At 76.3% G+C, this 13347-nt stretch carries 3 protein-coding genes; all 3 read left to right on the top strand.

Translation table 11 applies throughout. The features are described 5' to 3' along the window. Positions 1-18 precede the first annotated feature (18 nt). The 3 genes from ACFYNX_RS02620 to ACFYNX_RS02610 all read left to right on the top strand — a co-directional run bounded on the left by ACFYNX_RS02620 (position 19) and on the right by ACFYNX_RS02610 (position 13203). A complete protein-coding gene (locus tag ACFYNX_RS02620) occupies positions 19-5616 on the top strand; it encodes a condensation domain-containing protein (protein ID WP_388656869.1) in 5598 nt (1865 codons plus the stop codon). Positions 5617-5773: 157 nt separating this feature from the next. Beyond that, entirely contained in the window at positions 5774-12991 is a 7218-nt protein-coding gene (locus ACFYNX_RS02615) for an amino acid adenylation domain-containing protein (RefSeq protein WP_388656867.1), read from the top strand. After that, complete coding sequence (locus ACFYNX_RS02610; RefSeq protein WP_365540457.1) at positions 12988-13203, top strand: MbtH family protein; 216 nt, start codon at positions 12988-12990, stop codon at positions 13201-13203. Before ACFYNX_RS02615 ends, ACFYNX_RS02610 begins: the two co-directional genes overlap by 4 nt. Positions 13204-13347: the final 144 nt, after the last annotated feature.

The raw sequence follows: 13347 nt of genomic DNA, 5'->3' as shown, positions 1-13347 counted from the left end.
TCCCGAGGAGCAGCAATCGTGATCCCCCTGTCCTACGCCCAGCGCCGGCTGTGGTTCCTGAGCCGGCTGGAAGGTCCGTCGTCGGCGTACAACGCGCCCGTGGTGCTCCGGTTGGAGGCGATGCCCGATCCGGGTGTGCTGGAGGCCGCGGTACGGGACGTGGTGGGGCGGCACGAGGTGCTGCGGACGGTGTATCCGGCGCGGGACGGCGAGCCGTACCAGCGGATCGTCGACGCCCCGGAGGTGTGCTTCGAGGTCGAACGGGGCGTGCCCGGCGGGGAGGTGGAGGCGCGGGCGACGGAGTTCGCCCGGACGGCGATCGACGTGACGGCCGAACTCCCTCTGCGGGTGAGGCTGTTCGGGGTGGAGGACGGGACGGCGGTGCTGGTGCTGCTCGTCCACCACATCGCCACGGACGGGTGGTCGGTGGGCTGCCTGCTCGCGGACCTGGACGCCGCCTGCCGCGCCCGTGCCGAGGGGCGTGCCCCCGACTGGGAGCCGCTGCCCGTCCAGTACGCCGACTACACCCTCTGGCAGCGGGACATGCTCGGCGACCCCGAGGACCCCGACAGCACCGTCCACGAACAACTGGCCTTCTGGCGCGAGGCGCTCGACGGCGTCCCGGCGGAGACGCGGCTGCCCGCCGACCGGCCCCGGCCGACCGAGCCCGGCCGGCAGCGGGGCGCGGTGGTCTCCCTGGACCTGGACGCCGGGACCCACCAGGCCCTGACCGGCCTCGCCCGTGCCCGGCGGGCGACGTTCTTCATGGTGGTCCGCTCGGCGCTGTCCCTCGCCCTGCGGGCGGCGGGGGCCGGGTCCGATCTGGTCGTGGGGACGCCGGTGGCCGGGCGGCCCGAGGAGGCGCTGCACGATCTGGTCGGGTTCTTCGTGAACACGCTGGCGCTGCGCACCGACCTCTCGGGGGATCCGACGCTCGGCGAACTGGTGGAGCGGGTGCGGGACGCGGACCTGGCGGCCTTCGCCCACGACGACCTGCCGTTCGACCTGCTCGTGGAGGACCTGAACCCCGAGCGGACCCTCGGCCGCCACCCCTTCTTCCAGGTCATGGTCAGCGCACGGACCGCGCAGGACGCCCCGTACCGCCTGGGCGGCATACCGGCCGTCCTCGACGGGGCCGACCTGGCCACCGCCAAGTTCGACCTCTCCTTCGACTGCCTGGAGCGGTTCGGCCCGGACGGCGCGCCGGACGGGCTGGGGCTCGGGCTCCAGTACGCGACCGACCTGTACGACGAGGAGACCGCGCTCCTCCTGCTCGACCTGTTCCGGCGGGCGTTGAGCGCCCTCGCCGAGCGGCCGGACAGCACGCCGCTGGAGCGGGTGGAACTGCTCACCGACGAGGAGCGCCGGGGGCTCGACCGGCGCCACCGGGCGCTCGCCGCCGCCCGGCACCGACGGGCCGGTGCCGGGAAGGAACCGCGCGACGGCGAACGGACGCGCGCCGCCACGGACCCCCGGGAGGAGATCCTGCGCGGACTGTTCGCGGAGGTCCTGGACAAGGACGAGGTGCTGCCGGGGGAGAACTTCTTCAAGCTCGGCGGGCACTCCCTGCTCGCCGGAAAGCTCACCAACCGCGTTCGCGGGGCCCTCGGGCTCCAGGCCGCCCTCCGCGACGTGTTCCTCGCCCCGACCCCGCGCCAGCTCCTGCGACGGCTCGACGAGCAGGACACCGGGCCCGCCCGCCCGGTCCTGCGGCCCGTGCCGGAGGAGCGGCGGCCCGAGCGGATCCCGCTCTCCTACGCCCAGCGCCGGCTGTGGTTCCTGAGCCGGCTGGAAGGTCCGTCGTCGGCGTACAACGCGCCCGTGGTGCTCCGGTTGGAGGCGATGCCCGATCCGGGTGTGCTGGAGGCCGCGGTACGGGACGTGGTGGGGCGGCACGAGGTGCTGCGGACGGTGTATCCGGCGCGGGACGGCGAGCCGTACCAGCGGATCGTCGACGCCCCGGAGGTGCGGGTGGAGGTCGAGGACCGCGTCCCCGTCGGCGAGGCGAAGGCGCGGGCGACGGGGTACGCCCGGACGGCGATCGACGTGACGGCCGAACTCCCGCTGCGGGTGAGGCTGTTCGGGGTGGAGGACGGGACGGCGGTGCTGGTGCTGCTCGTCCACCACATCGCCACGGACGGGTGGTCGGTGGACTGCCTGCTCGCGGACCTGGACGCCGCCTGCCGCGCCCGTGCCGAGGGCCGCGCTCCCGACTGGGAGCCGCTGCCCGTCCAGTACACCGACTACACCCTCTGGCAGCGGGACCTCCTCGCTACCGAACACGACTTCCTGGGCAGCCGGTTGGCCTTCTGGCGCGAGGCGCTCGACGGCGTCCCGGCGGAGACGCGGCTGCCCGCCGACCGGCCCCGGTCGGCCGAAGCCGGGCAGCGGCGGGGCGACGTGGTGACCACGGAGGTCGACGCCGGCGTGCACAAGGCGCTCGGTGGTCTCGCCCGTGCGCAGCGGGCGACGTTCTTCATGGTGGTCCGCTCGGCGCTGTCCCTGGCCCTGCGGGCGGCGGGGGCCGGGTCCGATCTGGTCGTGGGGACGCCGGTGGCCGGGCGGCCGGAGGAGGCGCTGCACGATCTGGTCGGGTTCTTCGTGAACACGCTGGCGCTGCGCACCGACCTCTCGGGGGATCCGACGCTCGGCGAACTGGTGGAGCGGGTGCGGGACGCCGATCTGGCGGCCTTCGCCCACGACGACCTGCCGTTCGACCTGCTCGTGGAGGACCTGAACCCCGAGCGGACCCTCGGCCGCCACCCCTTCTTCCAGGTCATGGTCAGCGCGCAGACCGCCGGGGCGGCGCAGGACACGGCCCGTGCCCTCGGCGGCATCCCCGGCACCCTGGACGGCGCCGACCTGGCCACCGCCAAGTTCGACCTGAGCTTCCACTGCGCCGAGACGCTCGACCCCGACGGCGCACCGGGCGGCGTGCTGCTCGGACTCCAGTACGCGACCGGGCTCTACGACCGGGACACCGCCCTCCTCCTGCTCGACCTGTTCCGCCGCGCCCTCACCGCCCTCGCCGAGCGGCCCGCCGACACGCCCCTCGACGCCGTCCGCCTGGTCACCGACGAGGAGCGCCGGGACCTGGACCGGCGCCACGAGGCCATCGCCGCCGCCGAGCGGAGCCGTACCGCGGTCGGAAAGGGGGCGCGGGACGGGGCCCGTGCCGTCACGGACCCCCGCGAGGAGATCCTGCGGGGACTGTTCGCCGAGATCCTGGACCGGGAGGAGGTGCTGCCGGGCGAGAACTTCTTCAAGCTCGGCGGACACTCCCTCCTCGCGGGCAAGCTCACCAACCGGATCCGCAAGGCCCTCGGCCTCCGGGCCGCCCTCCGCGACGTGTTCCTCGCCCCGACCCCGCGCCAGCTCCTGCGGCGGCTCGACGAGCAGGGGCAGGGGGCCGGACCCGCCCGCCCGGTCCTGCGGCCCGTGCCGGAGGAGCGGCGGCCCGAGCGGATCCCGCTCTCCTACGCCCAGCGCCGGCTGTGGTTCCTGAACCGGCTCGAAGGACCGTCCGCCACCTACAACATCCCCGTCGTGACCCGGCTCCGCCGCCCCCTCGACCCGGCCGTGTTCGCCGCCGCCCTCGCGGACGTCGCCGCCCGCCACGAGGTGCTGCGCACCGTCTACCGCTCCGTCGACGGCGAGCCCCACCAGCAGGTCCTCGACGGCGCCGTGCCCGTCCTCGAACAGGTCGCGGCCGCCGGGCCCGAGGAGCTGCGGGCGGCCGTCGACGAGGCCGCCGGACACGTCTTCGACCCGGCCGGCGAGATCCCTTTCCGGGCCCGGCTCGTGACCGGCGCCGACGGCGGCCAGGTGCTGGTGCTGCTCCTGCACCACATCGCGGGCGACGGCTGGTCCACCCCGTGCCTGCTCGCCGACCTCGACACCGCCTACCGCGCCCGCGCCGAGGGCCGCGCGCCCGACTGGGAGCCGCTGCCCGTCCAGTACGCCGACTACACCCTCTGGCAGCGCGACCTCCTCGACGGACGGGGGAGCGAAAGCGGCCTGGCGGGCGAGCAGTTGGCCCACTGGCGCGACGCCCTCGACGGGCTGCCGCCGCTGCTCGCCCTGCCCACCGACCGGCCGCGCCCGGCGGAGAGCGACGGGGCCGGCGCGCTCACCGCCCTCGACGTGAGCGCCGCCACCCACCGGGCCCTGCTGCGCCACGCCCGGAGCAGCGGCGCCACCCTCTTCATGGTCGTGCAGGCCGCCCTCGCCGCCCTCCTCACCCGGCACGGCGCCGGCACCGACCTCGCGATCGGGACCACCGTCGTCGGCCGCACCGACGACGCGCTGCACCCCCTCGTCGGCTTCTTCGTCAACACGCTGGTGCTGCGCACCGACACCTCCGGCGATCCCGCCTTCACCGACCTGGTCCACCGCGTCCGCGAGGCGGACCTCGCCGCCTACAGCCACCAGGACCTCCCCTTCGACCGGCTCGTGGAGCACCTCAGCCCGCACCGCTCCGCCGCCCACGCCCCGCTCGTGCAGGTGATGCTCCAGGTCCACGCCGCGACCGCCGCCTCCGGCACCCCGAACGTCCTGGACGGCGAACCGCTCGCGTTCCGGGCCGTCGGCGCCAAGTCGGACCTCACCTTCGCGCTCACCGAGCTCACCGACGCGGACGGCGCCCCGGCCGGACTGCGCGGCGCCCTCGAATACACCACCGCCCTCTACGACGAGGACACCGCCCGTCTCCTGGCCCGGCGCCTCGCCGAGACCCTCGACGCCTTCGCCGCCGACCCCGGACTCCCGCTGTCCGGACCCGCGTACGGCCCGGCCGCCCCCGCGGGACCGGAGGCCGTACGGGACGGGAAGGGGCGCCCCGTACCCGTACGGGTGCCCGGCGAGGTGTACGAGCCGGTCCCCGGCGGCGGTGACCGGCCCACCGGCCGGCGGGCCTTCCCGGCCGCCGACGGCACCCTCCGGCCCGTCGCCGTCCTCACCGCGGGCGGCTATCCGGTGGAGCCGGGCCGCGTCGAGGCCGTCCTCACCGGCCGGCCCGGCGTGACGGGGGCGAGCGTCGCCGTCCGCGACGACCGGCTGTACGCGTACGTCACCCGCGTCCCCGGGGGCGCCGGCGAGGCGGAGCTGCGGGCCTCGGCCGCCGAGCTGCTGCCCGAGTACCTGGTCCCCGCCCGCGTGGTCGTCGTGGACGAGCTGCCCGCCCCGGGCGAGCACCCCGGCCTCGTTCCGGCAGGGGAGGGGCCGGGCGCGGCGGCCCCGGGCGGCCGGGAGGAGGAGCTGCTCGCCCTCTTCCGCGGGGTCCTCGGCGGCCGGACCCTCGGCCGGGACGACAACTTCTTCAAGTCCGGCGGGCACTCCCTCCTCGCGGTCCGGTTGCTCAACCGGATCCGCGCCGAGTTCGGCCGCGACCTCACCCTGCGGGACGTGTTCCGCAACCCCACCGCGGCCTCCCTCGCCCGACGCCTCGCCGAAGCGCCTCCCGTGGCGGGCACGGCGGGGAAGGCGGGCGGAGCCGGTACGCCGGGCGGAGCCGGCACGGCGGGTGCGGCCGGTACGGCGGGGAGGGCGGCGCCCCGCCCGCCCGCCGCCCCCGCGCTGCGGCGCCGCACCCGGGCGGGGGCGCGCCAGGGCCGCTGACGGCCCGGCACCGGCAGCTCCGGGCGGCTCCTTCTGCCGCCCGGAGCTGCCGGGCCGACTGCCCCGGGAGCGAGCGGGCCGCGCCTAGCGTGAAGGGCACGGAGGCGAGAGGAACCGTTCGCCCCGGTCTCTCGGCCCCTTACCGGAGGAACCCAGCATGCCCCCCAGCGGAACGGACGACCTGCTCGACGGCGGACCCTCTCCCGCCCCCGCCCCGCCCGTGCTCGACCTGATCGCCCATCAGGCGCGCACCCGCCCCGACGCCCCCGCCCTGGTCCACGCCGGCACCCGGCTCACGTACGCGCAGCTCGCCGCGGCCGTGGACGGAAGGGCCCGGGAGCTCGCCGCCCTGGGCGCGGGGCCCGGCCGGCTCGTCGCCCTCCACCGGCCCCGGGGCGTCGACGCGATCGTCGGCCTCCTCGCCGTCCTCACCACCGGCGCCGCCTACCTGCCGCTCGACGTCCAGGCCCCCGACGCCCGCAACGCGGCCATCCTCAAGGACGCCTGCGGCGACCTGGCCCCCGCCCCGGCGGAGGTCGCCCGGCACGGCGAACTCGTCCTCGGCGGACCCGGTACGGAGCCGGGCGCCGCCTACGTCATCTACACCTCCGGCTCCACCGGCACCCCCAACGGCGTCGTCGTCGCCCACGACTCCCTCGCCCACTTCGTCGCCGGAGCGACCCCCGCCTACGGCATCGGTCCCGACTCCCGGGTCCTCCAGTTCAGCCCGCTGCACTTCGACGCCAGCGTCCAGGAGGTCTTCCCGACCCTCGGCGCGGGCGGCACCCTCGTCCTGCGCACCGACGACATGCTCGACGTCGGCGAACTCCTCGCCGGCTGCGAGCGCCACGGCGTCACCCTCCTCGACCTGCCCGCCGCCTACTGGCACGAGCTCGTCCACGTCCTGACCACCGGCTCGGTCCGCCTCCCGGACCACCTGCGCACCGTGCTCGTCTACGGCGAGGCCGTCCTGCCCGAGCGGATCGCCCAGTGGCGCGGCCTGGCCGGCGACCGGATCCGGCTCCTCAACGGCTACGGCCCGACCGAGACCACCGTCGTGGCCACCGTCGCCGACCTCACCCGGCACGCGTCCGGCCCCGTCCCCATCGGCCGTCCCCTGCCCGGCGTCCGCGCCGCCGTCGTCGCCGGTGAACTCTGGCTCCTGGGCGGCGGACTGACCCGCGGCTACCTGCACCGCCCCGAGCTGAACGCCCGCCGCTTCACCACCCTGGACGGCGAGCGCGCCTACCGCACCGGCGACCTCGTCACCGTCGGCGAGGACCGGCAGATCCTCTACCACGGGCGCCTCGACGACGAGGTGAAGATCGGCGGCCAGCGCATCGACCCCGCCGCGATCGACTCCGTCCTCGCCGGACACCCCGCCGTCCGGGAGGCCGCCGTCGTCGCCCAGGAGGACGACGGGGGCGTCAAGCGGCTCGTCGCCTTCGTCGTCACCGAGGGCGGCACGGGAGCGGAGGAGCTGCGCGCCCGGGTGCGCGACCGGATGCCGCCCGCGGCCGTGCCCGCCGTCAGCACCGTCGTCGCCCTGCCCCGCACCAGCTCCGGCAAGATCGACCGGAAGAGGCTGCGCACCACCGACCCGCGCCTGCCCGTCGTCCACGAGGAGCCCCTGCCGGCCGGGGACCGGGTGCCGCTCTCCCACGCGCAGCGGCGCCTCTGGCTGGTCAACCAGTTCGACGGCCCGTCCGCCGCCTACAACATGCCGGTCGTCCTCCACCTGGACGAGGCGCCCGACCGCACCGCCCTGGCCGCCGCCGTCACCGACCTCGCCGAACGGCACGAGGTGCTGCGCACCGTGTTCCTCGCGCCCGGCGACGAGCCCTACCAGCACGTCCTGGCCCCCGGCGCCGTCCGGCTCCGCACCGTCGAGTGCCCCGCCGCCGAACTCCCCGGCCGGGTCGCCGCCTTCACCGCCGAGACCTTCGACCTCTCCCGCGAACTGCCCCTGCGCGTCGCCCTCTTCCTGCCCGACGAGGGCCCCGGCGCCACCCTCGCCGTCCTGCTCCACCACGTCGCCGGCGACGGCTGGTCCCTCACCCCCCTGATGACCGACCTGGCCCGGGCCCACGCCGCCCGTACGGAGGGCCGCGCCCCCGACCGGGAGCCGCTGCCCGTCCAGTACGCCGACTACACCCTCTGGCAGAACGACCTCCTCGGCACCCCGGACGACCCCGACTCCCTCACGGCCCGGGGCCTGGCCCACTGGCGGGCCGCCCTCGACGGCCTGCCCGGGGCGACCGACCTGCCCCTCGACCGCCCCCGGCCCGCCGTCCGCGACCACGCGGGCGCCCAGGTGACCACCGCCCTCGGACCCGGCGTCCACGCCCGGCTCGTCCGCCTCGCCGAGGAGCACCACGCCAGTGTCCTGATGGTCCTCCAGGCCGCCCTCGCCCTCGCCCTGCGGGCGGCCGGCGCCGGGGACCGCGTCGCCGTCGGCACCCCCGTCGCCGGACGCGACGACGAGGCCCTCGACGACCTGGTCGGCTTCTTCGTCAACACGCTCGTCCTGCCCGCCGACACCTCCGGCGAGCCCGCCTTCACCGGCCTCCTGAGCCGGGTCCGCGACACCGTCCTCGCCGCCTTCGACCACCAGGGGCTCCCCTTCGACCTCCTCGTCGAACACCTCAACCCGCCCCGCACGCCCGGCGTCCACCCCCTGTTCCAGGTGATGCTCACCCTGCGGACCGCCGGGACCGGCGAGGAGGCCTTCCGGTTCGGCGGGGCCGGGGGCCGGTTCGCCGCGGACGGCCCCGTCACCACCAAGTTCGACCTGACCGCCGCCTGCGAGGAGCTCCGCGACGCGGACGGCGCCCCCGCCGGACTGCGGATCGCCCTGGAGTACGCCACGGACGTCCTCGACGAGGACACCGCCCGGCTCCTCCTCACCGCCCTGGAACGCGCCCTGCGCACCGCCGCCGACCGGCCCGGCGACCCCGTCCCGGACACCGCGCTCGTCACCCCCGCCGACCGGCTCGCCCTCGACGGGCGGCGCGCCCGCACCGCGGCCCGCGCCGCCGAGACGGCAGCCGAGGAGGCCCTGGCCGCCGCGCACGCCGGCGCGGAGCCGCCCCCGGCCCACGTCGACACCCTGTGTGAGCTGTTCGCCGAAGTCCTCGGCCTGGACCGGGTGGACCCGCACGAGGGGTTCTTCACCATCGGCGGCCACTCCATGAGCGGCGTGCGCCTCGCCAACCGGATCCGCGCCCGCCTCGGCGCCGACGTACAGGTCCGCGACCTCCTCCTCGCCCCCACCCCCGACGCCCTCGCCCGCCGCATCGCCGGCCGGGAGGCCGCCCCGGACCCCGACGGCACCGGCGCCGGCGGGAGCGTCCGGTCCCGGCCCGTCCCGCGCCCGGACCGGCCCGCCCGGCTCCCCCTCTCGTACGCCCAGCGCCGCCTGTGGTTCGTCGACGCCCTCGAAGGCCCCGGTGCCTCCTACAACATCCCCCTCGTCCTGCGGCCGGCCGCGCCGCTCGACGCGGACGTCCTCGCCCGGGCGCTCACCGACCTCTCCGACCGCCACGAGGTGCTCCGCACCCGCTACCGGTCCGTCGACGGCGAACCCCACCAGGAGGTCCTGACCGGGGTCCGGCCCCCGCTCGACGTGCGGACCGTCCCCGCCGCGCGGCTCCCCGAGGCCGTCGCCGGGGCCGCCGGACACGTCTTCGACCTGGCCGAGGACACCCCGCTGCGGGCCACGCTGCTCAGCTCCGGGGACGACGGCCCGCACGGCGACGGACAGGTCCTCGTCCTCCTCGTCCACCACATCGCCGCCGACGGCTGGTCCACCGGCCCCCTCCTCGCCGACCTCACCACCGCCTACCGCGCCCGCGCCGAGGGCCGCGCCCCCGGATGGGAGCCGCTGCCCGTCCAGTACGCCGACTACACCCTCTGGCAGCGGGACCTGACCGACGGGCCCGCCGCCCGCGACCACCTGGAGTTCTGGGAGGAGACCCTCGCCGGCGCGCCGCCCGTCCTCGAACTGCCCGCCGCCCGGCCCCGGCCCGCCGAGGCCACCCACCGCGGCGGACACGCCCCCGTCACCCTCGACCCCGACACCCACCGGGCCCTGGAGGCCCTGGCCCGGCGCAGCGGCACCACCCTCCTCATGGTCCTCCAGGCCGCCCTGGCCGCCGTCCTCACCCGGCACGGCGCCGGCACCGACCTGCCGCTCGCCACCATGACCGCCGGACGCGACGACGAGGACCTCGGCGACCTGGTCGGCTTCTTCGTCAACACCCTGGTGCTGCGCACCGACACCTCCGGCGACCCCACCTTCGCCGAACTCCTCGACCGGGTCCGGCGCACCGACCTCGCCGCCTACGCCCACCAGGAGCTCCCCTTCGACCGGGTCGTCGAACACCTCAACCCCGTCCGCACCACCGCCCACCACCCGCTGGCCCAGGTCGTCGTCCAGCTCCACCACGACTACACCCGCGACGCCCCCGGCGCCGCCGCCACGCGCGGCCTCTTCCGGGAGGGCGGCCCCGCCCTCCTCGACACGGTCTCCACCAAGTTCGACCTCACCTTCGCCCTGACGGAGCTGCGGGACGCCGACGGGGGCCCGGGCGGCCTGGCCGGCGGCCTCGAATACGCCACCGACCTGTTCGACGCCCCCGCCGCCGCCCTGTTCGCCGCCCACCTGGACCGCACCCTGCGCGCCGCCGCGGCCGACCCCGGCGTACGGATCGGGGACGTCGACCTGCTCACCGACGCCGACCGCCTCCGGCTCGGCGCCGCGTACAACGACACCGCCACCGTCCTGCCCGAGGGGCCGGACACCGTCCACGGGCGGATCGCCCGCCGGGCCGCGCGCACCCCCGGCGCCCCCGCCCTCGTCACCGACGACGAGACCGTCACGTACGGCGGACTCGACGCCCGCGCCGACGCGCTCGCCGCCCGCCTCCGCGCGGCCGGAGCGCGCCGGGGCGACACCGTCGGCGTCCTCCTCGACCGGGGCGCGCCCCTGGTGGTGACGGCGCTCGCCGTCCTCAAGTGCGGCGCCGCCTACCTGCCGCTGGACCCCCGCCTCCCGGAGGCCAGGATCCGGCTGATGACCGAGGACGCCGGGGCCCGCCTGGTGGCGACCGACACCGCGCACGCCGCCGCCCTCCCGGACGGCTTCCCCGCCGCCGTACTCGCCGTCGACGCGCCCGCCGGGCACGACCCGGCGCCGGACGCGTCCGAAGCCCCGCGCGCCACCGGCGACGACCTGATGTACGTGATGTTCACCTCCGGCTCGACCGGCCGGCCCAAGGGCGTCGGCGTCACCCACCGCAACGTCCTCGAACTCGCCGCCGACCGCGACCTCGCCGTCGGCGGACCCCGGCGGATGCTGGTGCACTCCGCGACCGGCTTCGACGCCTCCGTCTTCGAGACCTGGGTGCCGCTGCTCGGCGGCGGCAGCCTCGTGATCACCCCCGGCGACGGCACCGACCTCGCCGAGACGGCCCGCGCCGTCCACCGGCACGGCGTCACCGGCGCCTACTTCACCGCGGGCCTCTTCCACGTCATGGCCGACGAGGGCCTGGACACCCTCCGGTCGCTGCGCGAGGTGTGGACCGGCGGGGACGCCGTCTCCCCGGCCGCCGTCCAACGGGTCCTCACGCACTGCCCCGACACCGTCCTCGTCCACTCCTACGGACCCACCGAGACCACCTTCGCCTCCCACAACCAGTGGTTCACCACCGGACAGCGCACCCTGCGGGGCGCCGGCGTCCACCTCGGGCAGCCCATGGACAACACCCGCAGCCACGTCCTCGACGACGCCCTGCGGCCCGTGCCGCCCGGCGTCCCCGGCGAGCTGTACGTCGCGGGCGCGCACGTGGCCCGCGGTTACGTCGGCCGCCCCGGCACGACCGCCGAGCGGTTCGTCCCCGATCCGTTCGAGAACGACGGCAGCCGCATGTACCGCACCGGCGACCGCGTCCTGTGGACCCCCGACGGCGAACTCCGCTTCCTCGGCCGCGCGGACGGCCAGATCAAGCTGCGCGGGGTACGGATCGAGCCCGGCGAGGTCGAGCGGGCGCTCGCCGAACACCCCGCCGTCGGACAGGCCCTGGCCGTCGTCCGCGAGGACCGGCCCGGCGACAGGACCCTCGTCGGCTACGCCGTCCCCCGCGCCGGCGGCACCGTCACCGAGGCCGAACTCCTCGCCGCGGCCCGCGCGACGCTCCCCGAACACCTCGTGCCCTCCGCGGTCGTCGTCCTCGACGCCCTGCCGCTGACCGTCAACGGCAAACCCGACCGCGCCGCGCTGCCCGCTCCCCACCGGCCCGCCCCGGCGGCGGGCGGACGGCGGCCCCGCAACGCGCGCGAGGAGGTGCTGTGCGCCCTGTTCGCCGAGATCCTCGACGTGCCCGAGGTCGGCATCGACGACAACTTCTTCGCCCTGGGCGGCCACTCCCTGCTCGGCGTCCGCCTGGTCCACCGCATGCGCGGCGTCCTGGGCGTCGAGCGCACCGTCCGCGACCTCTTCCGCCTGCCCACCCCCGCCGGGCTCCTCGGCTCCTCCGGGGAGGGGACGGGGGAGGACGGCACGGCCGGTGCCCTGGGCGTCCTGCTGCCGCTCGGCACCCGGGGCACCCGCCGCCCGCTCTTCTGCGTCCACCCCGGCACCGGCGTCGGCTGGGCCTACGCGGGCCTCGTCCGCCACCTCGGCGACGACCAGCCGCTCTACGCCCTCCAGGCCCGCGCCCTGCACGACCCCGGCCACCGGCCGCGCTCGGTCGAGGAGATGGCCGACGACTACCTGGAGCGGATCCGCCGGATCCAGCCCTGGGGGCCCTACCGGCTGCTCGGCTGGTCGTACGGCGGCATCGTCGCCCACACCATGGCGGTACGGCTCCGCGAGGCCGGCGAGCACGTCGAACTCCTCGCCCTGATGGACGTCCACCAGACCGGGCCCGGCAGCGTCTCCGTCCTGCCGCCGGAGGAACGGACCGCCGGGGCGCCCCCCGAGGGCCTCGCCGTGGCGCCCTCCGAAGACCTCGCCGAGGACCTCGGCGGGGCGATCGCCCGGATCCGCCGCGAGGACCCCGTCCTCGCCGGGTTCTCCGACGCCGAGCTGCGGGCGGTGCTCCGCGCCTCCGAGACCCACGCCGGGCTCATGGCCCGGCACGTGCCGGGCGTCGCCGACACCGACGTGCTGTTCTTCACCGCCCGCAGACCGGGGGAGCCGGAGGGCGCCCTCGCCGCCACCTGGATTCCGTTCGTCCAGGGAATCGTCGACAATCACACCGTCGAATGCGGCCATCTCGAAATGGCCGGACCCGAACCGCTCGCGCACATCGGAAGAATTCTCTCGGAGAAACTCTCCGCCCTGCAGAAGAAGGAAATGAGGAGCCAGTCATGAGTGATTCCGTCAACCCGTTCGACAACGTCGAGGGCACCTTCCACGTCGTGGTGAACGACGAGGGCCAGCACTCCCTGTGGCCGGCCTTCGCGGACGTCCCCGGCGGCTGGACCAGCGTCCACGGGCCCACCGGCAGGACCGAGGCCCTGGAGTACGTCACCACCCACTGGACCGACATCCGCCCGCGCAGCCTCGTCGCCCAGTACGCCTGACGCCGTCCCGCCGGGGGAGACCCGGAAGGCGCCGCGCCCCGTTCTCTCCACGGGGCGCGGCGCCTTTTCCGTTTCCCGGCGGCGGGATGCCGGAACGGAAACGCGAAGAAGAAAGTGCCGGTCCTTGCTGCCGCTCCTACTTCC

It is taken from the genome of Streptomyces sp. NPDC007872 (assembly GCF_042868165.1).
GTDB lineage: Bacteria > Actinomycetota > Actinomycetes > Streptomycetales > Streptomycetaceae > Streptomyces.
This window is presented reverse-complemented; position numbering and strand designations above follow the sequence as displayed.